Genomic DNA, 21762 nt, shown 5'->3' on the forward strand with positions numbered 1-21762 from the left:
CAACCGAAAAACCCGCCTGTGCGGCGGGTCACTGGCGCAAATCAGCACCATGGACGAATATGTACCATAGCTGAGGTCATGGAATCAAGAAAAAATTCCTATCGTGAAAGCTGCCGGCACCGCCGAACTGGCTGTCGTAAGGTCTTTTATTAACCTGAGTTCGAAGCCCTACCGTGGCGCCGGGCCACCGATGGGATTTCAGTTCGATTGCGAACCCGGCTTTTTGAGCAGGCCTTCGAGCAGTTGCTTGAACGCCGTCACCACTTTCTTCGAGGTCGCTTCGGGGTCGTTCGAATTGGCGATCCGTTGCGCCGCCTGGCTGCTCGCGCCGTTGATCAGCCGCGAGGCCGTTTCGGGGTCGAGGCTGGAGACGACGACTCCCTCCTCCTGCAGCGCCGTCAGATGGCTGGTCATTGAAGCGATGCACGCATTGGCGTTCGGCCATTGTGCCGGATCCCCGAGAACGGCCGGGCCATCCCGGAACATGATGCGCTGGATTTCCGGCTCAAGCGCCATCTCGATATAGGTCGTGCATTCGTCGACAAAATGCTGCCAGCGGGTCGGCGCTCTCGACGCGACCTCATTGATGCGTGCCGCCATCTCGCCGTCGATTTCGGCGATAACCGCCTGCAGCAGTCCCTTCTTGTCGCCGAAGTGATGATACAGCGCGCCGCGCGTCAGCCCGGCTGAGGCAGTGAAGTCATCCATCGAGGCTTCGGCATAGCCGACCGTGCCGAAGGCATGGCGGGCGGCCGCGATCAGCTTGGCGCGCGTCTCGGCAATCATCTCCTTGCGAGGTTTGTGCATGGCTCTGGCCCTACCAACATACGTGCCGTATGCCAATTGACATACGCGGCGTATGCTTTATTTGATATTCATACGCACCGTATGTAATTGTCGAATCGTGCTTTGTCGAGGAACCAACCCATGCAAAATCCCTATGCGGAGATCTTTCGTGCCCCCGGAACCAAGGGCTTTGCCGCCGCAGGCTTCATAGCGCGCCTACCGATCGCCATGGCGCCGATCGGCATCGTGGCAATGCTGTCGCAGACGCGCGGTGAATATTGGCTGGCCGGCGCCGTCGCCGCGACATTCGCGCTCGCCAACGCTTTCCTCGCGCCGCAGATATCAAGACTGGTGGATCGCCTTGGCCAGACGCGGATCGTAGTGCCCACCACCATCATTTCCGTGTTGGCCTTCGCCGTCCTGATGGCAGCGGCTAATCAGGACTGGCCGGTATGGACGCTGTTCGTGTCGGCACTGCTGGCTGCCGCGATGCCCAGCATCCCGGCAATGGTGCGCGCGCGCTGGACCGATATTTTCCGCGGGCGGCCGCAGATGAACACCGCTTTCGCCTTCGAGTCGGCAGCCGACGAGCTGGTCTATATCGCTGGGGCATCGCTGTCGGTGGGCCTGAGTGCCGCCCTGTTCCCGGAAGCGGGCATGCTGGTGAGCACCTTGTTCCTTGCCTTCGGCTCGACCGCCTTCATCCTGCAGCGCTCGACCGAGCCGCAAGTGCAACCGGTGGAACAGGGCTCTAGCGGCTCGGCAATCCGCCTGCGGCCGGTGCAGATCCTCACCTTCGCCCTGATCTTCATCGGCGCGACGTTTGCAACGACCGAAGTAAGCACGGTGGCGATCACCAAGGAGCTTGGCCAACCGGGGGCCGCGAGCCTCGTCATCGGCGTCTATGCGCTGGGATCGTTCGTGTTGGGCATCGTCGTCGGCGCGCTCAACCTGAAAGCGCCGCTGCAACGCCAGTTGGCCATCGCAGTCGCCCTCGTCGCGCTCGGCACGCTGCTGCCGCTCACCGCCGACACCGTGCCTCTGCTGGCGCTGACCGTATTCATCAGCGGCGTGGCGATCTCGCCGACCTTCATCACCGCCTTCGGCCTGATCGAGCGGCATGTGCCGGAAGCGATGCTGACCGAAGGCATCACCTGGGTGATGACCGGGATCGGCGTCGGCATGGCCATCGGGTCCTTCGCCGCCGGTGCGGTGGTGGACGTGTTCGGCGCCCAGAACGGGTTCTGGGTCTCGGTGGCTTCAGGCACAATCGCACTGGCCACCGTGCTGCTTGGGCAGCGCAGCCTTGCCACTCAGGAGTGCGAACTGGACGGATGCGAAGCCACCGCGATTGCGGCGGAATGATCGACGGGCGCCCGGTTTGAAACCGGGCTCTGTCGGCCGGAGGCTCAGAGAATCTCGGTCTTGGCGATATGGATGCCAAAGCCCTCGAGGCCGACATAATGGCGTTCGCGCGAGGCGATCAGGTTGATCGAGGAAATGCCGAGATCCTTGAGTATCTGCGCGCCGAGCCCGATCTCGCGCCACTCGTTTTCGCGGCGGCGCGCCTCTTCGTGATCCTCGCGGTCGCCGCTCGCCGGCCGCTTGCGCTCCTGATGGGCGACGCCGACGGAGCCTTCGCGCAGATAGACGATGACGCCGCGCCGGCGCTCGCCCATCGCCTTCATGATGGCGTCGAGCCGGTGGCTGGTGCCGAACACATCCGTCACGACATCTTCTGAATGCAGGCGCACCGGCACGTCCTCGCCGTCGCGGATGTCGCCGAAGACAATCGCGACATGATGCATGGAGTCCCAGGGCAGCGTATAGGTGAAGACCTGCGCCTTGCCGCCGAGCGTGTCGATTTCGGAGCAGGCTACGCGCTCGACCAGCGTCTCCTTGCGCTGCCGGTAGGCGATGAGATCGGCGACCGAAATCTGCTTCAGGCCATGCTCCTGGGCGAAAGCCTGCACCTGCGGGCCGCGCTTGACGGTGCCGTCATCATTGACCAACTCGGAAATGACGCCGACCGGCGGCAGGCCGGCGAGCTTGCAGAGATCGACCGCGGCTTCGGTATGGCCAGAGCGCATCAGCACGCCGCCCTCGCGCGCGATCAGCGGGAAGATGTGGCCGGGCCGGACGAAGTCCGAGGCGCCGACATTGCCGTTGGCAAGGTTGCGCACGGTCAGCGTGCGGTCGTCGGCCGAAATGCCTGTAGTCGTGCCATGCTTGAAATCGACGCTGACGGTGAAAGCAGTGGTGTGGGCCGAATCATTGTCGGCGACCATCGGCTGCAAGTTGAGCCGCTTTGCTTCCTCGCGCGGCATCGGCGTGCAGACAATACCGGACGTGTGGCGGACGATGAACGCCATCTTTTCCGGCGTGCAGTGGACGGCGGCGACGATCAGATCACCCTCGTTCTCGCGCCCGTCATCATCCATGACGACAACGATCTCGCCGCGTTCGAAAGCGCGCAGGGCTTCGACGATTTTCTTCTGGTCGTAAGGCATGAAAAACTCGCTTCGCTCGTAGGGAGTAGGGAGTAGGGAGTAGGGAGTAGGGAGTAGGGAAAAGACTGTCTCTGTAGACAATCCAACATACTGCCTACTGCCTACTGACTATTCCCTATTCCCTTCCTGTCTGTCCCCGATGACGCAGATAGTGATCGGCAATCGCGCAGGCAACCATTGCTTCGCCGATCGGCACGGCGCGAATGCCGACACATGGGTCGTGGCGGCCCTTGGTCATGATCTCGACGTCGTGGCCGTCCTTGTCGATCGACTTTCGCGGCGTCAGGATCGACGAGGTCGGCTTGACGGCGAAACGGGCGACGATGGCCTGGCCGGTCGAGATGCCGCCCAGGATGCCGCCGGCATTGTTGGACAGGAACACCGGCTTGCCGTCATTGCCCATGCGCATCTCGTCGGCATTCTGCTCGCCGGTGATGCGGGCGGCCTCGAAGCCGTTGCCGATCTCGACGCCCTTGACCGCGTTGATCGACATCAGGCCGGACGCGATGTCTTGGTCGAGCTTGGCATAGATCGGCGCGCCGAGGCCTGCTGGAACGCCGTCGGCGACGATCTCGATCACCGCACCTACCGAGGAGCCAGCCTTGCGGATGCCGTCGAGATATCTAGTGAAGACGGGAACGGAAGCCGGATCGGGGGTGAAGAACGGATTTTCCGCGTCGCCGAGGAAATTCCAGTTCCAGTTGGCGCGGTCGATGGATTTTTCCCCCATCGACACCAGCGCGCCGCGCACCACCACGCCGGGCACAACCTTGCGGGCGAGCGCGCCGGCCGCCACGCGCGCCGCGGTCTCGCGAGCCGAGGAGCGGCCGCCGCCACGATAATCGCGCACGCCATATTTGACGTCATAGGTGTAATCGGCATGGCCGGGCCGGTATTGGCGAGCGATCTCGCCATAATCCTTTGAACGCTGGTCGACATTCTCGATCAGCATCGAGACCGGTGTGCCGGTGGTGATCATCGTCTCGCCGTCCTCGTCGAGGATGAAGCCGGACAGAACCTTCACTTCATCTGGTTCGCGACGCTGCGTCACGAAACGTGACTGTCCCGGCCGGCGCTTGTCGAGTTCCGCCTGGATGTCAGCTTGAGTAAAGCGGATGCCGGGCGGACAGCCGTCGACCACGCAGCCGAGCGACGGGCCATGGCTTTCGCCCCAGGTGGTGACGCGGAAAAGGTGGCCGAACGTGTTATGAGACATAAATGACCCTGCCCGGCATCGGAGCCTGCTTGGAGCATGACCCCGAAAATCGGAGCGATTTTCGGAAAGGATCATGCGCAAAATCAAAAGTGCTACAGCGTCCTTTGCACGTCCAAGAGGACGCGCGGCGCTGTAGCTTGCCTTCTATTGGCGTTTTTCACAGGGGTCAAACTGTGATCTGGCGGATTTAGTTTTGACACATTCGGTTGGTTTCTGCTCTGCTCCATCCGCCGTTGAACGTCCGCCGCCATGCCGGTGCAATGATAAAGAGGAACGATATGCGTACCCTGATTGGCGCCGTTGCCGCCACACTGCTGCTTTCCACCGCCGCTTTCGCCGGCCAGACCGAAGGCTTGATCAAGAACGTCGACAAGGACGCGCTGACGCTGACGCTGGATGACGGCAAGTCCTACAAGCTGAACGCCGAGACCGATCTCGACGCGCTGAAGCCGGGCATGGACATCGTCATCGCCTACGACGTGACCAATGGCGAAAACGTCGTCACCGACATGGAACTGCCGGACAGCTCGGCGAATTAAGGCTTTCTGCCAAGATCGGAGCGATGGTTCCGCACCTCTAAGCGCGTCGCGTTCGAACGGATTCAGGCGACGCGCTTCGGGTCATTGATTTTGCGCATGTCATTCCCCCATTTTGGGTAACATGCATTCAGTGGCTTACAGCCACTCCAGGCTCTTGCCTTCGAGCTTGAGCAGGCGATCGTGCGGTATGTCCAGGTTCGCTGCCTCGTCCTCGGCCAGTCCCAGAACGAAGCGAAACAAGGCGCGCATGACGCCGCCATGGGTCACGCAGATCGTCGGGCGTTGGATCGCGTCGAAGCAGGGCCCCACCCGTTCGAGCAGCATCTGGTAACTCTCCGCGCCTTTGCCCGGCGGCTGAAAGTTCCATTTGTCCAGCGCGCGCGTCCTGCTCGCTCCGGGATACCGTGTCTCAAGCTCGGCAAAGGTAAATCCCTGCCAATCGCCGAAATTGACTTCGACGAGGCGCGGGTCGGTTCGATAGGCATCCGGATCGAGCTTCATCGCGGCGCGGACCCGCTGCATCGTTTCGCGCGTCCGTTTCATCGGGCTGGCGACGAAGTCGAATTCCCAGGAATTTTGGACCAGTCCGGCGAGCCGCTGGCCGTTTCCGGTCGCCTGTTCGCGGCCAAGAGCGTTGAGATCGGTGTCGGCCTGCCCCTGAAGCCGGAATTCGGCGTTCCACGCGGTTTGGCCGTGGCGCGCGATATAAACCAGCGGATACATCAAGTCTTCCGGTGCGGGATCGGGACGGACGACGGTTGGCGGTTAGTCCTTGACCGTCGAAATGTCGGGCGCGTCGACCGCCTTCATGCCGACGACGTGGTAGCCCGAATCGACGTGATGCACTTCACCGGTGACGCCGCGCGACAGGTCGGACAGGAAGTAGACGCCGGAATCGCCGACTTCCTCCTGCGTCACCGTTTGCTTCAGCGGCGAATTGTACTCGTTCCACTTCAGGATGTAGCGGAAATCGCCGATGCCGGAAGCGGCCAGCGTCTTGATCGGGCCAGCCGAGATGGCGTTGACGCGGATCTTCTTGGCGCCGAGGTCGACGGCCAGGTAGCGCACGCTGGCCTCGAGCGCCGCCTTGGCGACACCCATGACGTTATAGTGCGGCATCACCTTTTCGGCGCCGTAATAGGTCAGCGTCAGCAGCGACCCGCCATTGGTCATCAGCGCCTCGGCGCGCTTGGCAATGGTGGTGAAGGAGTAGACCGAAATGTCCATGGTGCGCAGGAAATTGTCGCGCGTCGTCTCGACATAGCGGCCGGTCAGCTCGTCCTTGTCGGAGAAGGCAATGGCGTGGACGAGGAAATCAAGCTTGCCCCAATGCCTGGCGACATTGGCGAAAACCTCGTCGAGGCTCGCCGGATCGGTGACGTCGCAATGGCCGGCGACAAAAGCGCCCAATTCCGCCGCCAGCGGCTCGACACGCTTCTTGAACGCCTCGCCCTGATAGGTCAGCGCGATCTCGGCGCCATGATCGACGCACGACTTGGCGATGCCGTAGGCGATCGATCTGTTGTTGGCGACGCCAAGAATAAGGCCGCGCTTGCCGGCCATTAGGCCCTGTCCACCCGCCATGTGAGCGCTCTCCGCAAGGTTTCTGCTTTGTGGAGTGCCCTATCGCACAGGCACAGAGCCCCTTCAAGCGCTCAAACCGGACAGTTCAGGGGACAAAAGCCGTCGATCAGCCTTTTTGGCCGCGCAACAGCGTTTCGAGCGCGCTATCGCCGCCCTCCGGCAGCATGATCCGCACATGGGCGTAGAGATCGCCGTGGCCGCCGGCCTTTTCCGGCAGGCCCCTGCCCTTCAGCCGCAGGACCTTGTCCGAGCTCGACCAAGCAGGGATGTTGACCGCGAGCCGGCCGGTCGGCGTATCGACCGGCACCTTGGCGCCGAGCACCGCATCCGCCAGTGCCACCGGCAGATCGGCGTGCAGGTCGCGGCCCTCGATGCGGTAGCGCGGGTGGCGGCGCAGATGGATCTTGACCAGCGCGTCGCCCGGCTGGCCTGGCCCTTGCTCGCCCTGCCCCTTCAGACGGATGGTCTGGCCGTCCTCGACATAGACCGGCAGCTTCACCGCCACCTTGCGGCCGTCAGGGAACATCGCCGTCACCTTTTCGGCGGTCGCCGCTTCCTCGATGGTCACGTCGAGCGTCACATTCAGGTCGGCAGCGGTCGCCGGCTGACGGCGATCGCCCGTGCCGGCACCGCGCGCGCCCGAAAAGGCATCGCCGAATATCTGGCTGAAGATGTCGCTGTTGCCGTCGAACGGATCGCCGCCCGGGCGGCCGGAGCGGAATTCGAATCGCGAACCGCCCGGACCTTGCTGCCGGCGAAATCCGCCGAAGGGATCGCCGCCACCGGCAGCGCCCTCGAAGCCCTGGAATCGCGGCTTGCCGTCGGCGTCGATCTCGCCGCGATCGAAAGCGGCGCGATTCTTCTCGTCGCCGACGATCTCGTAGGCCTGGTTGGCCGCGGCAAAACGGTCCTTCGCCTTGGGATCATTCGGATTCTGATCCGGATGATGCTTCTTGGCGAGTTTCCGATACGCCGATTTTATGTCCTTGGCCGATGCGTTCTTGGCAACGCCCAGCACCTCATAGGGGTCGCGCATGCTTACTGCCCTGGAGAAGAGTTGAGTCTCTGGTTGCCCCCTATATGCGCTCGCATAGGAAGAAATTCCAGTGCTGGAGCAGCATATCAAAAGCGGAAAATCAGAGCTTGATCCGAAAGTCGGCGGTTGAGGATTGGCGAGGGATTTTTGTCGGTCCGGAAGGAGCCGATCGCAGCCGATATCGGGATATCGGCAAGATTGGCGACGCAGCGGCCGGCGAAAAGACCCACCGAGCCGACCCGATCGACTCTCGGATCAAGCTCAGAGCGCCTTGAAGTCCTGCATGCGCCAGCCGCCGGCGCTGGCGAGGCACAGTTCGCCCTCGAACATGGCGACGCCGTCAAAGCTCTCGCGCGAGACCTTGAAACGGCGGCATGTCTGGCCGTTGTCCTTCAATTCGGCCAGCCCGGTGATGGAACCGCGTGACCCGGTACCGGCATTGGCCCACGGCACGGCCTGCCCGCCGAGCTGCTCGATGTCGGCCGAGGACACCGCGTTGCCGATCGTCGTCTGGTCGGAGTCGCGATCCAAATTGGCCGGCGCGGCCGAGGCCGATGTGCTGCTGGTCAGGATCGAGCGGTCGACTTCGGCCTTTTCCAGGCTGAAGCCACCGGCGCCACAGGCGGCAAGCGGCAAGGCGAACGCCACGATCGCGACTTTCGTGCTGGCCGAAGCGATAACGCCCCATTGCCTGCTGTCAAAAGCTTGCGCGATACGCGACAATCGGCAACCTCCCCCTGCTTCTTGAAAATCTGGGCTTCGTAAAAAATTCTGGGCTTCGTGACAAATTGAGAAAAACTATGAGTGACACAGAGTTAACAAGCGGTGACTTTACCGAGGCCGCGGAGCCGTTTCGCCTCTTTGCCGCATGGCTGGAGGACGCCACGAAGAGCGAAATGAACGATCCCAACGGCGTGGCGCTGGCGACCGTCGACGCCGACGGCATGCCGAACGTGCGCATGGTACTGCTCAAGGGGTTCGATGAAAGCGGGTTTGTCTTCTATACGAATTTCGAGAGCGCCAAGGGCCAGGAAATTCTTGGCAGCATGAAGGCGGCGATGTGCTTCCATTGGAAATCGCTGCGCCGACAGGTGCGCATTCGCGGACCGGTCGAGATCGTCAGCGACGCCGAGGCCGATGCCTATTACGCAACGCGGCCTCGCGGCAGCCGCATCGGCGCCTGGGCCTCGAAACAGTCGCGACCGCTGGAAAGCCGTTTCGCCCTGGAGAAGGCGGTGGCCGAATACACGGCGCGCCATGCGATCGGCGAAATCCCTAGGCCAAAGCACTGGTCGGGCTTTCGCATCGTCCCGCGGACGATCGAATTCTGGCACGACAGGCCGTTCCGGCTGCACGACCGCGTGGTCTTTTCCCGCGATGCGAAAGGCGGCTGGGACAAGACGAGGCTTTACCCCTGAAAGAGAGGCTCAGGCCTTCTTTCTCGTCATGAACGCCGTGAGCGCCGCGCGCGCCTCATCCGACTTCAGCCGCTCGCGAAAATGCTCGCTTTCCTCGCCGATGCGGGCGAGGAGATCGTCGCGCGAGCCGCGCATCAGGTCGCGCGCGATCTTCAGCGCCTGCGGCGGCTTGGCCGCGATCTGGCCGGCGGCCGCCAGCACCGCGGCTTCAAGTGCTGCTTCCTCGACCACCTCGTAGATCAGGCCGGCGGCCTTCGCCCGTTCGGCCGAAAAGCCCTCGCCGAGGCCGAGCAGCGCAAACGCGCCCTGCTGTCCCAGGATTCTCGGCGCCAAAAGGCTCGATCCCGCCTCCGGCACCAGGCCGAGATCGACGAAAGGCGTCCTGAAAACGGTGCGCGGCGTGGCGAAGGTCAGGTCGCAATGCAGGTTGAGCGTCGTGCCGATGCCGACCGCGATGCCGTCGACGCCGGAGACGATGGGCTTCTCGACCCTGGCCAGCGCCATCAGGAAGTCCCAGACCTCGGTGCCGCCATCGCCGCCGGTGGCGACGACCATGAAATCGGCGAGATCGTTGCCGGAGGAGAAGGCGCCGGGCACGCCGAGGAACACATGGACGTGGATCGCTGGATCGGCGTCGCCCTCGGCCAGGGTGTTTGACATTTTCGCATACATGGCGCGCGTCAGCGCGTTCTTCTTGTCCGGCCGGTTCATGCGGATGATCTGGATGGCGCCCTGGCGCTCGACGAGGATATGGTCTGTCACGATGTTTTCCTTGTGAACGTCAGGCAGAAATGAGCGTCTTGCCGGCTAGGGCGAGGCTCTCGGCGCCATCGACGACGCGCTCCTTCAAGGCACTGACCTCGCCGAGCAGGTTTTCGGCGAAGAAGCGGCAAAGGGGAATACGGCTTTGATCGGCAAGAGCGCCCCGCGCCAGATAGGCGCCGCCGGCGGCCAGCGAGATCAGCCTGAGATAGGGCGTAGCACCCGCCAGCGCCTCGTCCGAGCGGCCGTCGGCCGCCAGTTTTTGCAGGAAGCGGGTCGCTTGCGTCAGATCGGCAAATGCTGCGTCGAGAGCATCGGCGGTGCGGCCGAAACCCTGCAGGTTCGAGGTTCGCACCGCTCCTGCCACCGCTGCCAGTTCATCGATATAACCATGCACATGGTCGCCGCCGCCGAGCGACAGCTTGCGCATGACCAGATCGATCGCCTGGATGCCGTTGGTGCCCTCATAGATCGGCGCGATGCGCGCATCGCGGTAGAAGGCGGCCGCGCCCGTCTCCTCGATGAAGCCCATGCCGCCATGCACCTGGACGCCGAGCGACGCAACCTCGACGCCGACATCGGTCGAGAAAGCCTTGGCCAGCGGCGTCAGCAGATTGGCACGGTCGCGCCAGTGCGCCGCCTCGTCGCCGTCCGAGACGCGGGCCAGGTCGATGGCGTGGGCACAGGAATAGCTGATCGCCCGCGCGATCTGCGTCAGCGCCTTCATGGTCAGGAGATTGCGCTGCACGTCGGGGTGATGGACGATGGGCGCCATGCCGGCACCAGCGTAGCTTGCCGCTTTGCCTTGCCGGCGCTCGTTGGCATAGGCTATCGCCTTCTGGGTCGCGGCTTCCGCGACCGCGACGCCCTGCATGCCGACACAAAGCCGCGCATTGTTCATCATGGTGAACATGCAGGCGAGGCCTTTGTTCTCCTCGCCGATCAGCCATCCGACGGCACCCGGCTTGGCGCCCTGGAAGCCGTCACCATAGATCATGGTGCAGGTCGGCGAGGCATGGATGCCGAGCTTGTGCTCGAGGCCGGAACAGAAGACGTCATTGCGGGCACCGAGCGAGCCATCGTCGCCGACCAGGAATTTCGGCACCAGGAACAGCGAGATGCCGCGCGTGCCGGCCGGCGCATCGGGCAGCCGCGCCAGCACAAGGTGGATGATGTTGTCGGTGAAATCGTGCTCGCCATAGGTGATGAAGATTTTTTGGCCGAAGATACGGTAGGTGCCATCACCCGCCGGTTCGGCGCGAGCGCGCAAGGCATTGAGGTCCGAGCCGGCCTGCGGCTCGGTCAGGTTCATCGTGCCCATCCATTCGCCGGACACGAGCTTTTCGAGATATTTTGCCTTGAGGTCTTCGGAGGCGTGTTTGTCGAGCGCTTCGACCGCGCCCATGGTCAGCGTTGGACCGATGCCGAAGGCCATGGCGGCGGAGTTCCACATTTCGAGCGCCGCCACGCCAAGCATGGTCGGCAGCGCCTGGCCGCCATAGGCTTCAGGCCCGGAGAGCGCGTTCCAGCCGCCGTCGATCCAGCGGCGATAGAGCTCCTTCCAGCCGGGCGGCGTGGTGACGGCGGCACCCTTCAGCACCGCACCTTGTTCGTCGCCGATCTTGTAGAGCGGTGCCACCTCCTCGGTGGCGAAACGGCCAGCCTCACCCAGGACGGCATCGACCAGATCCTCGCCGAGATCGCCGAACCTGCCGGCGTCGAGGGCGGATTTCATGCCCGACACGTGCTTCAGGGTGAACGCGATATCCTCGACCGGTGCCTGATACATGCCGCTCGCTCCTCCTGATGCATCGGCCCTGCCAACCCTAGAGCCGGTGCCGCTGCAAAACCATCCGCCCTTTGGTCAGTCTCTCTTCTTCTTTTTACGTAAACGTCAAATTTTGTCACGCTGATTTTGCAATCGCGCCCGCATGCATTAGATTCGATCGAGCACAAACCATCGACCCAGATGTCTCATGCTCGCTAGACCCGACGCCTATCGCTGCATCGAATGCGCCTACCCTACCGGTCGGAGGGATTCTGGTATTATCAGGGCAAGATCGAGAACGGCGCCGCCTACTGGTCGAATCGCGGCATATTGTGCTCGCCGCAATGCTCGCTGGCCCACCACCGCAAACGCGCGGCCGATGGCACGTTGCGGCAAGAACCAGCGCCTGACCCGTTTGAGGTTCAGCCATTCACGCAACGCTGAACGCAGCGCTTGATATGTACGGTCAAAACCCGTACATATCGTCTTAGAGGTGATCGTGATGCCAAACCAACAGACCCGTACCGCCCGTCTCGAAGCTCGGATCTCACCGGATATGCTGAGTGTGGTGAAACGTGCGGCCGAAATCCAGGGCCGCAGCGTCAGCGACTTCGTGGTCTCCGCAGCGCAGGAAGCTGCACAACGCACCATTGAGGAGACTGCTATCATCCGCCTGTCCATCGAGGATCAGCACGCTCTGGTAGAAGCCATTCTCAATCCACCCGAACCCAATGAAGCGCTGCGCAAAGCTGCCGACGCCTACAAGCGACTTGTCGTCGAATCCCGGTGAGTCTAGACCTGATCATCGAGCCGCTGGGCGGATCGTATGATCGTAAGGCATTCAGTTGTGGCGTGCTGGCACTCGACCACTATCTACGCGAGCAGGCGAGCCAGGACGTCAAACGCCGAGTCAGCAACTGCTTTGTCGCCGCAGACCGTGATGTCGATCTCATTGCCGGATATTACACTCTTGCAGCGTCAAGCGTGCCCATAGCTTCGCTGCCACAAGACCTGACAAAACGCCTACCGCGTTATCCAGTCCTGCCCGCCATATTGATCGGAAGGTTGGCAGTCGATACCCGATATCAGGGACAACGAGTTGGATCGATATTGATCGTGGATGCGCTCCGGCGCTGCGCTCAAGCTGCTCCTGCCTGCTTCGCGCTGATCGTCGACGCCAAGGACGACAAGGCTGCGGCTTTCTATCGCAAACATGGTTTCACGCCATTTCAAGGCCACCCATTGTCGATGTTCCTATCGGTAGCGACGGCGTTGAAGCTGTTCGACTGACGCACCGCATTGCCTTGAAAGCATTTCCTTAACCATAGCGGTTCAGGATTTGTCTTTGATCAACGGGGATCCCCTGTTTGAAAAGGACGGCGCGCCTCCTTCGCCGCACAGCGCTTCTCGCTTTCGCGGCGACGATGGCGCTGTCGATGGCGGCAAAGGCCTCGGATTTTTCCGAGCCGTGGAAGAACGCTGATCGCGCCCTGGTCGTCGACGCCTACGAATACAATTCCATCGACTGGGCCCAGCTCGCCACCGACAAGCGGGTGGTCGGCTTCATCAACAAGGCGTCCGACGGCATGCCGCCGCCCTATTTCTGTTTCGGCGACGACACCGAGGTGAAACTGTGCAAGGCGCTGTGGAAACGCCACGCGGTGACGCGCGAGTTGTTCCAGACGCGCAGGGTCGTGGCCAAGGCGCTTGGCCTGAAATGGGGCGCCTATCATCTCGCCCGCCCCGGCAATCCGGTCGAGCAGGCCAATAATTTCCTCGATTTCGCCGAACCCGCGCCGGACGATCTCATGGCTCTCGACATCGAGGGCAATGATCCTTCGCAATGGATGTCGCTCGACGATGCCGAGGAATTCGTGCGCCAGGTGCATCGGCGCATCGGCCGCTTCCCGGTCATCTACACCAACGGCAAGACGGCCCGGTATATTGCCGACAACAGCTACAGATACAGGCTCCTGTCGCGGTTGCCGCTCTGGTATGCCCGCTACATCAACGACATCGACGAGCATTTTCCGATGGGCAACTGGCAGGGCTACGCGCTGTGGCAGTTTTCGGCGCAGGCCAATTGCGGCAGGTTTCGCTGCCCTTACAGGGTCGCCGGCACGCCCAAGGACATCGACGTCAATGTCGCGCCGACGGATGCCGCCACGCTGCGTGCGCAATGGCCGTTAGGTGGGCTCATCGACGTGCCGCCCGACTATCTCGCCTCGATACCGCTGCCGATCTCACGCGAAGCCGGCCTCGCAGGCAACGTCACCATCACCTATGCGTCGGTAGCGGCACCACCGACCTTCGAGGAGATGGTGGCAGCGCTGGGCACGCGCTGGACGAAATTTCGCGACGGTTTCCACATGCCTGTCGTGAAGACGGTGCCGCGACGGCCGGGCTTCGGCATTGTCCAGTATGTCGCCTGGAAGCGGACCGAACAGCGTTCCCCCGCCCAACTCAACGCCGCCTTTGCCGTCGCCGATCCGCTCAGCACCGCTTCGACCGAGATAGATCGCCGCCAGCGGTAGACTGCCCGTCTCTCCAATAGCGATCTTCAGTTTGCCTGTTCGCGCGCCACGGCCTGCCAGCCGATGTCGCGGCGGCAGAAGCCATCTGGCCAGTCGATGCGGTCTAGCGCGGCATAGGCTCGTCTCTGCGCCTCGCCGACCGTGCTTCCTATCGCCGTGACATTGAGGACACGGCCGCCATTGGCAACCAGCGCGCCGCTGTTGATGGCGGTACCGGCGTGAAATATCTGAACGCCGTCGCTCGCCGCGTCTTCGACGCCGCGGATGACCGACCCCTTTTCCGGCGTGCCCGGATAGCCCCTGGCCGCCATCACCACGGTGAGCGCGGCCTCGTCGCGCCAACGCACCGAAGTATGCGCAAGCTGGCCGTCGGTTGCCGCATTGAGCAGGACCAGCAGATCGTCCTTCAGCCGCATCATCAGCACCTGGCATTCCGGATCGCCGAAACGGGTGTTGTATTCGATCAGCTTCGGCCCCTTGTCTGAAATCATCAGCCCGGCGAACAGCACGCCGGCAAAGGGCGCACCAAGTTCAGCCATGCCGCGCATGGTCGGCTCGACGATCTCGCGCATGGTGCGCTCCACCAGTTCCGGCGTCATCACCGGGGCCGGCGAATAGGCGCCCATGCCGCCGGTGTTGGGGCCGGTGTCGCCATCGCCGACGCGCTTGTGATCCTGCGCGGTGCCGAAGGGCAGCGCGGTCTTACCGTCGCAGAGGCAGAAGAAGCTCGCCTCCTCGCCGGTCATGAACTCCTCGACCACCACCTCCGCGCCAGCGGCACCGAAGGAACCGTCGAAACAGCCATCGAGTGCGGCCCGCGCCTCATCCAGCGTCATGGCGACGGTGACGCCCTTACCGGCGGCTAATCCATCAGCCTTGATGACGATCGGCGCACCCATCTTCTCGACATAGGCCTTCGCGGAGGCGAGATCGCCGAAGCGGCCATAGGCAGCGGTCGGGATGTTGTATCGGGCACAGAGGTCCTTGGTAAAACCCTTCGAACCTTCCAGCCGTGCGGCCGCCTTGGATGGGCCGAAGACACGAATGCCTTGCGCGCGCAAATCGTCGGCAATGCCGGCGACCAGCGGCCCTTCCGGACCAACCACGACGAGGTCGATTTCTTTCTCCCGGCAGAACGCGGCTACAGCGGCATGGTCGGCTATATCCAGTTTCACCAGTTCGGCCTCGCCGCCAATGCCCGGATTGCCGGGGGCTGCGTAAAGCCTGGTCAGCAACGGCGATGCGGCGATCTTCCAGGCGAGCGCATGTTCGCGGCCGCCGGAGCCGAGAAGAAGAACGTTCATGGCCACCTCTTGATGCCGATCTCTTACAGCACCCGCTATTGCTCTCTGGACGACGGGTCAAGGCATCAGGGTGCTTTGATCGGAATTTGCGCACGGGAACGTTATCCCCAGCAGAATATGGGCGCCGAACACAGCGCCCATATTCTGCTCGAACTCAACCCTGGTAGACGACCGGAAACCAGTCCTCGCGCAATTTCTGTCCCGGCTGCATGCCATGGCCATGATAGGGCGGCGAGGTGCGCCCCGGCCGCTCGACATAGCGCGCATCGTCACCGACCCATCGCAGCGACAGCGCCCGGCGTCGCGCCGCCGTCAGATTGCCGCGCGCGCCGTGCGCGGTCCTGAAGTCGAACAGGATGGCGTCGCCCGGCTCCATTTCCCATTCGAGAACCTTCAGGGACGGATCCTTGTCGGGATCGGGCACCGGCAGATAGTCGCCCTCGCCGGCATAGAAATTGCTGTCGTCGAGCCAGCGAACCGGCAGGATCATCTTGTCCCATTTGTGCGAACCGGCGATCAGCCGCAGCGTCGCTTCCTTCACCGGATCGATGGGAATCCAGAAGCTTACCGTCTGCTGGCCATCGACAAAGTAGTAGGGGATGTCCTGATGCCAGGGCGTCGGCTTCTGCGTGCCGGGCTCCTTGACCAGCACGTGGTCGTGGAAGAACTGCGCGGTGCGTGACCGCATGACCGCTGCCGCCAGTTCGGCGGCCGGTGATTTCCGCACCACCTCGGCGAATTCGGGAATGCGCTCCCAGTTGCAGTAGTCGTCGAAGAAACTGCCGCGGCCGTTGGCGATGTCGGATGCGGCGGCGCTGCGGTTCCGCATGTTGCGCTCGATGCCGGCGGCAATCGTGTCGACCCAGCCCTTGAAGGCGCCACGGATGCAGACGGCGCCGTCACGCTGATAGTCGGCAATCGTCTTAGCGTCGATTGTCTGGGCATCGATCGTCTCGGTGTCGATTGCGGAAGCCATGGTGTTCTCCTCTTGGAATGAACCGACTATCGCAACCAGCCTTCATTCAGTAAAATAATAACTTTCCATTCAGCACATAGAGTATGCCTATGAACATGACCCTTACGCAGTTGCGCTACCTTGTCGCCGTGGCGCGTCACGGCAGTGTCACCGGCGCGGCAAAGGTGCTGAACGTCTCGCAGCCGTCGATTTCGGTGGCCATCGACGCGGTCGAAAAGAATTTCGGCCAGAAGCTGTTCGTCCGCCAACGCGGAAGCGGCGTGTCACCGACATCGTTTGGCCGCGCCGTCGTGGCCAAGGCAAGACAGGTTCTCACCGAAACGGACGAACTCATCGGCCTGGGTTCAAGCAAATCAGCTGTCAGCGGTGAGCTCGTGCTGGGATGCTTCGAGGACTTGGCACCTTTCTTCGCGCCGGCCCTGATCCGCGCCTTCTCCGAACGCTATCCAGCCGTCAATGTGGTCGTTCGCGACGAGACCTTCGAGACGCTGGGAAGACGGCTCGGCGATGCGGCCATCGATCTCGGCCTCACCTATGATCTCGGCCTGCCGACGCATTTCGCCCGCATCCTGCTGCGCGAACTTCACCCGCATGCGCTGTTGCCGGCGGGCCATGCCCTGGCGGATCGCCCGTCGGTCAGCCTTGCGGATCTTGCCGCCTATCCGCTGATCATGACGGACCAGCCGCACAGCTGGCAGCACATGCTCGACCTGTTCCGCAGCCGCGGCCTTTCGCCGGTGGCCGACATGACGACGAGCTCGTTCGAACTGCAGCGCAGCATGGTCGCCAACGGCTTCGGCGTTGCGGTCAGCTATACCCGCCCGCACGGTGACCGCAGCTATGACGGGCTGCCGCTGATCTGCAAGCCGCTGTCCGATCCGGTGCCGATGCAGCGGATCCTGCTCACCTATGACACGCATCAGCGTGTGTCGAATGCGGCGCTGTCCTTCATTGACGTGGCGAAGGGTTGGTTCGCCACCCGCGACATCTTTTCGTGAAAGGGCGATGGACACCACTCCTACGCTTGCCGCTTGACGGTTTCCGCCGCTGCTGCCACTTCATGGACATGGAAACTATCCAGTCGAAAACGGCGCAGGGCCGTGTCGCCGATGCGCCGAACGGCCACTGGGTCTATCGCGTGCTGCCGCGCTCGATATGGCCCTATGCGCAGCTTGCCCGGTGGGACAGGCCGATCGGCTGGCAGCTGCTGCTGTGGCCGTGCTGGTGGTCTGCGGCACTCGCGGCGAGCGCCTATCCGCGCCCCGGCGACCCGCTGCTGTCGCTGCTGCCTACGCCATGGTATCTCGTGCTGTTCCTGGCCGGCGCCATCGCCATGCGCGGCGCCGGCTGCACCTACAACGACCTCGTCGATCAGGACATCGACAACCAGGTCGAGCGCACACGCTCGCGGCCGCTGCCGTCGGGCAAGGCGACGCGCCGGCGGGGATGGCTGTTTGTTGCCCTGCAGGCGCTGGTCGGCCTCGTGGTGCTCATACAGTTCAACAGCTTCGCCATCCTGCTCGGGATCTGCTCGCTGGCTGTCATCGCCATCTATCCGTTCATGAAGCGGATAACCAACTGGCCGCAACTGGTGCTTGGCCTTGCCTTTTCCTGGGGCGCGCTGATGGGATGGGCGGTCGAGTTCGGCGATCTCGATGGACCCGCGATCATGCTCTATATCGGCTCGATCCTGTGGGTGATCGGCTACGACACGATCTACGCGCATCAGGACAAGGAAGATGACGCCATTGTCGGCGTGCGCTCGACGGCACGCCTGTTCGGCGACAACACCAAATCGTGGCTGGCAGGGCTCTATGGCGGCGCGCTGATCTGCTTTGCCATCGCCTTCGCCTCGGCGCAGGCGCCGGTGGTGGCGCTGGCCGGACTGATCGCCGCCGGCGCCCATCTGGCCCGGCAGATCGCGGTTCTGGATATCGACAATCCGGACCAATGCCTGCGGCTGTTCAGGTCGAACAACCAGGTCGGCTGGCTGATCTTCCTCGGCCTGATCGGCGGCGCTGTGTGGGTGGCGCTGAAGCCGCTGGTTTAGCGCTAGGTCCCTCGCCCCGGCCCTTCGCAGGCTCAGGGCGTTCGAAGCTCGAAAAGCCAAGCAATTGGCTTTTCGTCCGCTGTCGCGGACTGCTTCTCACTCCCGCGAAATGATCTCCTGGCCGTCGATGACCAGCCTGAGACCGAGGGCGCCAGCCCTGCGGCGGGCGAGGAAGCGCGGGCGACGCGTGTGGGAAACGCGGCCCTTGCGCCGATCCTGCGGCGGCAGCGTCTTGATGGCAGCGCCAAGCGATTCTTCCAGGGTACGGGCAACGCCGTCCGACTCGATCAGCAGCATCGGCAGACGGTAAGCGTCGGCCCAGGCGCGCCAGTCGGCGGCGACATCGTCGAGATCGTCGGCAACCAGCAGCGGCACCGACAGCATCGGATCGTTGTGCAAGAGTTCCAGGGTCACGGTGACATTGCCGTCCGGATCCTCCATGGCGCGGGCGGCAACGCCGCGGAACGCATTGGCGGGCAGCACGACGATCGCGGGCAGGCCGCTCATCTCGAGCATGCGGCGGATCACGGCGCCACGCTGGTCGATGGTGAAGGTCACGTCGCCGTAGTCGTCGCGGGTCGCGTAGCTCACCACTTGCGGCAGGCGAAATGGGTCGAGACGCATGTTGCGTCCCGCCCAGACTGGCTTCAGTCCGGTGTTCATAGATTGCCTTCCTGTCTGTCTCCTGAGAGCCGGTGTCCGGTTCTCTCCGGGCCGGTTTTTCCAGCCTCGTTTGTACGGAGACAGTAGCGCGGGCTCCTTACCGCCCCGCTTAAGAAAGTCGGTTAAATTTTGCTGATCTCAGGGATGGTTATCGGAATGCCACCAGCCACAAGGCGTTGAAAGGATCAGATAACCTTACCGGGATTCATGATGCCGGCCGGGTCGAAGGCGGCCTTCACCCGGCGCATCAGATCGATCGCTATCGGTGGCGCGGTGGCGATCAGCTCGTCGCGCTTCAACTGGCCGATGCCGTGCTCGGCCGAGATCGAACCGTGCAGGCTGCGCACGACGTCGTGCACCGCCTTGTTCATGGGATGATAGAGGGCAAGAAATGCCTCGTCGTCGCCGTCGACAGGCCGTGAGATGTTATAGTGGAGATTGCCGTCACCCATATGGCCGAAGCAGACCACGCGGGCGCCGGCGCTCACCGACGCCACCGCGGCGGCTGCTTCTTCGATGAAGCGCGGGATCGACGCGATAGGCACCGAAATGTCGTGCTTGATCGAGGCACCCTCCGGTTTCTGCGCCTCGGGCAGTACCTCGCGGAAATTCCAGAATGCATCCCCCTGCCTGAGACTCGCAGCGATGACGGCGTCGCCGACGAATTCCTGTTCAAGGCCGGCCGAGAGCACGTCCTCGATCAAGGCTCTCGAATCTTCCGATGAACGGCCGGACGAGATCTGCATCAGCACATACCATGGCCAATCCTCGATCAGCGGCCGCGTCACGCCTTGGGCATGGGCGAGCGTGAAATCATATGGCCGCTTGCCGATCAGTTCGAAGGCGGTCAGTGCTGCCCCGGCGCGGTCGATCGCCAGGCTGAACAGGGAGAGCGCGGCTTCGGGCGACGACAGGCCGACGAAGGCGACGTCCCGACCCTTCGGCTTCGGGAACAGCTTGAGCACGGCGGCGGTGATGACCCCGAGCGTGCCTTCGGCGCCGACGAACAGGTTCTTCAGATCGTAGCCGGTGTTGTCCTTCTTCAGCTTGCGCAGATCGTCGAACACCTCACCCGTCGGCACCACCACCTCGACACCGAGGCAGAGTTCGCGCGCATTGCCATAGGCAAGCACGCCGGTGCCGCCGGCGTTGGACGACAGGTTGCCGCCGATCTGGCAGGAGCCTTGCGCGGCCAGCGACAGCGGAAACAGCCGGTCGGCGGCATCGGCCGCCTCCTGCAGCGTCTGCAGGATGACGCCGGCCTCGACCGTCACCGTGTTCGACAGGACATCGATCTCGCGGATGCGGTTCAGCCGCGAAAGCGACAGGATGATCTCGCGACCGGACCTGTCCGGTACCTGGGCGCCGACCAGCCCGGTGTTGCCGCTTTGCGGCACGACCGGTGTGCCTGTCTCGGTCGCCAGCCGCATGATCCGGCTGACCTCGTCGACGCTGCCCGGCCGCAACACCAGCGATGTCACGCCGTGCCAGAGCCCGCGCCGCTCAATGAGGTAAGGCGCGATATCCTGCTCGTCGCGCAGCGCATATTTGTCGCCGACGATCGCCGCGAAGCGATCAATGAGTGCGGGATCCAGTTTGGCTGAATTTTCGGTCATGTGGAAAACTATGTCGTGGACAGCGTGTTGTCACGAGGGGCGGCGGCACGCGAAAGCCGGTCGTTGATCGCCTCGCCCAGGCCGTCGAAGGGAACCGGCTCGACGGCGATGGTCCGCGCGCCGCTGCGGTCAAGCTCCTGCATAAAAGCGAACAGGTTGCTCGCCGCTTCGCGCAGGTCTCCGGTTTCGGATAAATTGAGGAAAGCGGCGGCGTGTCGCCAGCCTGCCGCCCGTTGGCCGCCGAAGCCGAGCAGAGCTTCGCCTTCGCTGACCGTCCCGGCATTGAGCCGCATCGCAGCACCCGGCGCATAGTGCGAGGCAAGCATGCCGGGCGCCTCGACGCCAGCGGCCCCGCCGCGCAACAATTCCATGCCGATGGCCGCCTCGATCTCCCCGGCGGCGATGCCACCGGGCCTCAGCAGCCGCAATGTTGCGCCCTCGACCTTGACAATGGTCGATTCCAGCCCGACCGGCGTCGCGCCGCCATCGACCACCAGCTTTATCCGCGCGCCGAGATCGGCTGCCACCGCTTGCGCGGTCGTCGCGCTGATCCTGCCGGATGAATTGGCGCTGGGCGCGGCAAGCGGGCGACCGAGCCTGGCGATCAGGTCGCCGCCAAAGCCCCTCGGCATGCGCAAGGCGATCGTATCGAGCCCGGCCGTGACCAGCGGATGGATGCCGTTGCCGGGCCGTTGCGGCAGCACCAGCGTCAGCGGCCCGGGCCAGAATGCCAGCGCCAGCTTCTTCGACAGAGGATCGAACCGCGCGAGGCGCTCTGCCATCGTCATGTCGGCGACATGGGCGATAAGCGGGTTGAAGCGCGGCCGTCCCTTGGCTTCGAAGATGCGCGCCACGCCGATGCCATTGGTGGCATCGCCGGCAAGCCCGTAGACGGTTTCCGTCGGGATGGCGACGACATCGCCACCCCTGAGCAGCGCCAGCGCCTGCTCCATCGCCTCGCCGACGGCAAGAATTTCAGCCACTCTCGTCACCTCGCAGA

The 21762-nt window shown here is 63.3% G+C and carries 22 protein-coding genes and 1 pseudogene; 9 read left to right on the forward strand and 14 right to left on the reverse strand.

All coding sequences use genetic code 11. The annotated features are described in order from the left end of the window. Positions 1 to 198 precede the first annotated feature (198 nt). Positions 199 to 807, reverse strand: coding sequence for a TetR/AcrR family transcriptional regulator (locus tag NKG99_RS19950; RefSeq protein ID WP_352870343.1), 609 nt, complete (start codon positions 805 to 807; stop codon positions 199 to 201). A gap of 120 nt (positions 808 to 927) precedes the next feature. Here NKG99_RS19950 and NKG99_RS19955 point away from each other — a divergent pair, with 120 nt between their 5' ends. After that, complete coding sequence (locus NKG99_RS19955; protein WP_352870344.1) at positions 928 to 2151, forward strand: MFS transporter; 1224 nt, start codon at positions 928 to 930, stop codon at positions 2149 to 2151. Between the two features lie 44 nt (positions 2152 to 2195). Here the strand turns inward: NKG99_RS19955 and ribB are convergent, their stop codons facing one another. Together ribB and aroC are read right to left on the reverse strand one after the other, a co-directional pair. Then, positions 2196 to 3296, reverse strand: coding sequence for a 3,4-dihydroxy-2-butanone-4-phosphate synthase (ribB, locus tag NKG99_RS19960; RefSeq protein WP_352870345.1), 1101 nt, complete (start codon positions 3294 to 3296; stop codon positions 2196 to 2198). A 115-nt stretch (positions 3297 to 3411) separates the two neighbouring features. Beyond that, the gene (aroC, locus tag NKG99_RS19965) at positions 3412 to 4512 is read right to left on the reverse strand and encodes a chorismate synthase (protein WP_352870346.1); all 1101 of its coding nucleotides are present in this window, start codon (positions 4510 to 4512) and stop codon (positions 3412 to 3414) included. A gap of 278 nt (positions 4513 to 4790) precedes the next feature. On the opposite strand from aroC, the gene NKG99_RS19970 reads away from it, so the two are divergent. Further along, positions 4791 to 5051 (forward strand): DUF1344 domain-containing protein, encoded by a 261-nt coding sequence (locus NKG99_RS19970; protein ID WP_352870347.1) that lies wholly within the window; start codon positions 4791 to 4793, stop codon positions 5049 to 5051. A gap of 135 nt (positions 5052 to 5186) precedes the next feature. Here the strand turns inward: NKG99_RS19970 and NKG99_RS19975 are convergent, their stop codons facing one another. The 4 genes from NKG99_RS19975 to NKG99_RS19990 form a co-directional block, all read right to left on the reverse strand. Further along, positions 5187 to 5774, reverse strand: a complete 588-nt coding sequence (locus tag NKG99_RS19975) for a histidine phosphatase family protein (RefSeq protein ID WP_352870348.1) — start codon at positions 5772 to 5774, stop codon at positions 5187 to 5189. A 42-nt stretch (positions 5775 to 5816) separates the two neighbouring features. Next, positions 5817 to 6635 carry an enoyl-ACP reductase FabI gene (fabI, locus tag NKG99_RS19980; protein ID WP_128288839.1) on the reverse strand — a complete coding sequence of 273 codons (819 nt, stop codon included), beginning with the start codon at positions 6633 to 6635 and terminating at the stop codon, positions 5817 to 5819. A gap of 106 nt (positions 6636 to 6741) precedes the next feature. After that, the gene (locus NKG99_RS19985) at positions 6742 to 7671 is read right to left on the reverse strand and encodes a DnaJ C-terminal domain-containing protein (RefSeq protein ID WP_352870349.1); all 930 of its coding nucleotides are present in this window, start codon (positions 7669 to 7671) and stop codon (positions 6742 to 6744) included. A gap of 261 nt (positions 7672 to 7932) precedes the next feature. After that, on the reverse strand, positions 7933 to 8394 hold the full coding sequence (locus NKG99_RS19990; RefSeq protein ID WP_352870350.1) for an RT0821/Lpp0805 family surface protein: 462 nt from the start codon (positions 8392 to 8394) through the stop codon (positions 7933 to 7935). 77 nt (positions 8395 to 8471) lie between these two features. Between NKG99_RS19990 and pdxH the strand changes: the two genes are divergently transcribed. Continuing rightward, positions 8472 to 9089, forward strand: a complete 618-nt coding sequence (gene pdxH, locus NKG99_RS19995; RefSeq protein ID WP_352870351.1) for a pyridoxamine 5'-phosphate oxidase — start codon at positions 8472 to 8474, stop codon at positions 9087 to 9089. A 9-nt stretch (positions 9090 to 9098) separates the two neighbouring features. Here the strand turns inward: pdxH and NKG99_RS20000 are convergent, their stop codons facing one another. After that, positions 9099 to 9851: a crotonase/enoyl-CoA hydratase family protein gene (locus NKG99_RS20000; protein WP_352870352.1), complete on the reverse strand. Its 753-nt coding sequence runs from the start codon at positions 9849 to 9851 to the stop codon at positions 9099 to 9101. 19 nt (positions 9852 to 9870) lie between these two features. Further along, positions 9871 to 11640: an acyl-CoA dehydrogenase family protein gene (locus NKG99_RS20005; RefSeq protein ID WP_352870353.1), complete on the reverse strand. Its 1770-nt coding sequence runs from the start codon at positions 11638 to 11640 to the stop codon at positions 9871 to 9873. 187 nt (positions 11641 to 11827) lie between these two features. On the opposite strand from NKG99_RS20005, the pseudogene NKG99_RS20010 reads away from it, so the two are divergent. The 4 genes and pseudogenes from NKG99_RS20010 (at position 11828) to NKG99_RS20025 (ending at position 14153) form a co-directional block, all read left to right on the forward strand. Further along, a pseudogene (locus tag NKG99_RS20010) lies at positions 11828 to 12063 on the forward strand (hypothetical protein). Between the two features lie 58 nt (positions 12064 to 12121). Continuing rightward, positions 12122 to 12409 carry a type II toxin-antitoxin system TacA family antitoxin gene (locus NKG99_RS20015; protein WP_352626533.1) on the forward strand — a complete coding sequence of 96 codons (288 nt, stop codon included), beginning with the start codon at positions 12122 to 12124 and terminating at the stop codon, positions 12407 to 12409. Next, positions 12406 to 12909, forward strand: a complete 504-nt coding sequence (locus tag NKG99_RS20020; protein WP_352870354.1) for a GNAT family N-acetyltransferase — start codon at positions 12406 to 12408, stop codon at positions 12907 to 12909. Before NKG99_RS20015 ends, NKG99_RS20020 begins: the two co-directional genes overlap by 4 nt. A 134-nt stretch (positions 12910 to 13043) precedes the next feature. Then, complete coding sequence (locus tag NKG99_RS20025; protein ID WP_352870405.1) at positions 13044 to 14153, forward strand: glycoside hydrolase family 25 protein; 1110 nt, start codon at positions 13044 to 13046, stop codon at positions 14151 to 14153. A gap of 26 nt (positions 14154 to 14179) precedes the next feature. Here the strand turns inward: NKG99_RS20025 and purD are convergent, their stop codons facing one another. Together purD and NKG99_RS20035 are read right to left on the reverse strand one after the other, a co-directional pair. Continuing rightward, positions 14180 to 15457 carry a phosphoribosylamine--glycine ligase gene (purD, locus tag NKG99_RS20030; RefSeq protein ID WP_352870355.1) on the reverse strand — a complete coding sequence of 426 codons (1278 nt, stop codon included), beginning with the start codon at positions 15455 to 15457 and terminating at the stop codon, positions 14180 to 14182. Between the two features lie 154 nt (positions 15458 to 15611). After that, a complete protein-coding gene (locus tag NKG99_RS20035) occupies positions 15612 to 16433 on the reverse strand; it encodes a phytanoyl-CoA dioxygenase family protein (RefSeq protein WP_352870356.1) in 822 nt (273 codons plus the stop codon). An 89-nt stretch (positions 16434 to 16522) separates the two neighbouring features. On the opposite strand from NKG99_RS20035, the gene NKG99_RS20040 reads away from it, so the two are divergent. Continuing rightward, a complete protein-coding gene (locus tag NKG99_RS20040) occupies positions 16523 to 17431 on the forward strand; it encodes a LysR family transcriptional regulator (protein ID WP_352870357.1) in 909 nt (302 codons plus the stop codon). A 68-nt stretch (positions 17432 to 17499) separates the two neighbouring features. Continuing rightward, on the forward strand, positions 17500 to 18483 hold the full coding sequence (ubiA, locus tag NKG99_RS20045) for a 4-hydroxybenzoate octaprenyltransferase (RefSeq protein ID WP_352870406.1): 984 nt from the start codon (positions 17500 to 17502) through the stop codon (positions 18481 to 18483). 96 nt (positions 18484 to 18579) lie between these two features. Here the strand turns inward: ubiA and NKG99_RS20050 are convergent, their stop codons facing one another. The 3 genes from NKG99_RS20050 to NKG99_RS20060 form a co-directional block, all read right to left on the reverse strand. Beyond that, positions 18580 to 19146, reverse strand: a complete 567-nt coding sequence (locus NKG99_RS20050) for a DUF6101 family protein (protein WP_352870358.1) — start codon at positions 19144 to 19146, stop codon at positions 18580 to 18582. 185 nt (positions 19147 to 19331) lie between these two features. Continuing rightward, a complete protein-coding gene (locus tag NKG99_RS20055; RefSeq protein WP_352870359.1) occupies positions 19332 to 20762 on the reverse strand; it encodes an FAD-binding oxidoreductase in 1431 nt (476 codons plus the stop codon). Positions 20763 to 20770: 8 nt separating this feature from the next. Further along, the gene (locus tag NKG99_RS20060) at positions 20771 to 21745 is read right to left on the reverse strand and encodes an L-threonylcarbamoyladenylate synthase (protein ID WP_352870360.1); all 975 of its coding nucleotides are present in this window, start codon (positions 21743 to 21745) and stop codon (positions 20771 to 20773) included. Between the last annotated feature and the right edge of the window lie 17 nt (positions 21746 to 21762).

It is taken from the genome of Mesorhizobium sp. M1409 (assembly GCF_040317535.1).
Taxonomy (GTDB): domain Bacteria; phylum Pseudomonadota; class Alphaproteobacteria; order Rhizobiales; family Rhizobiaceae; genus Mesorhizobium.

Excerpts from the sequence above, each read along its gene's own strand:
- NKG99_RS19950 (WP_352870343.1), bottom strand. The coding sequence starts at position 807 with ATGCACAAACCTCGCAAGGAGATGATTGCCGAGACGCGCGCCAAGCTG.
- NKG99_RS19955 (WP_352870344.1), top strand. The coding sequence starts at position 928 with ATGCAAAATCCCTATGCGGAGATCTTTCGTGCCCCCGGAACCAAGGGC.
- ribB (WP_352870345.1), bottom strand. The coding sequence starts at position 3,296 with ATGCCTTACGACCAGAAGAAAATCGTCGAAGCCCTGCGCGCTTTCGAA.
- aroC (WP_352870346.1), bottom strand. The coding sequence starts at position 4,512 with ATGTCTCATAACACGTTCGGCCACCTTTTCCGCGTCACCACCTGGGGC.
- NKG99_RS19970 (WP_352870347.1), top strand. The coding sequence starts at position 4,791 with ATGCGTACCCTGATTGGCGCCGTTGCCGCCACACTGCTGCTTTCCACC.
- NKG99_RS19975 (WP_352870348.1), bottom strand. The coding sequence starts at position 5,774 with ATGTATCCGCTGGTTTATATCGCGCGCCACGGCCAAACCGCGTGGAAC.
- fabI (WP_128288839.1), bottom strand. The coding sequence starts at position 6,635 with ATGGCGGGTGGACAGGGCCTAATGGCCGGCAAGCGCGGCCTTATTCTT.
- NKG99_RS19985 (WP_352870349.1), bottom strand. The coding sequence starts at position 7,671 with ATGCGCGACCCCTATGAGGTGCTGGGCGTTGCCAAGAACGCATCGGCC.
- pdxH (WP_352870351.1), top strand. The coding sequence starts at position 8,472 with ATGAGTGACACAGAGTTAACAAGCGGTGACTTTACCGAGGCCGCGGAG.
- NKG99_RS20005 (WP_352870353.1), bottom strand. The coding sequence starts at position 11,640 with ATGTATCAGGCACCGGTCGAGGATATCGCGTTCACCCTGAAGCACGTG.
- NKG99_RS20015 (WP_352626533.1), top strand. The coding sequence starts at position 12,122 with ATGCCAAACCAACAGACCCGTACCGCCCGTCTCGAAGCTCGGATCTCA.
- NKG99_RS20025 (WP_352870405.1), top strand. The coding sequence starts at position 13,044 with ATGGCGCTGTCGATGGCGGCAAAGGCCTCGGATTTTTCCGAGCCGTGG.
- purD (WP_352870355.1), bottom strand. The coding sequence starts at position 15,457 with ATGAACGTTCTTCTTCTCGGCTCCGGCGGCCGCGAACATGCGCTCGCC.
- NKG99_RS20035 (WP_352870356.1), bottom strand. The coding sequence starts at position 16,433 with ATGGCTTCCGCAATCGACACCGAGACGATCGATGCCCAGACAATCGAC.
- NKG99_RS20040 (WP_352870357.1), top strand. The coding sequence starts at position 16,523 with ATGAACATGACCCTTACGCAGTTGCGCTACCTTGTCGCCGTGGCGCGT.
- ubiA (WP_352870406.1), top strand. The coding sequence starts at position 17,500 with ATGGAAACTATCCAGTCGAAAACGGCGCAGGGCCGTGTCGCCGATGCG.
- NKG99_RS20050 (WP_352870358.1), bottom strand. The coding sequence starts at position 19,146 with ATGAACACCGGACTGAAGCCAGTCTGGGCGGGACGCAACATGCGTCTC.
- NKG99_RS20055 (WP_352870359.1), bottom strand. The coding sequence starts at position 20,762 with ATGACCGAAAATTCAGCCAAACTGGATCCCGCACTCATTGATCGCTTC.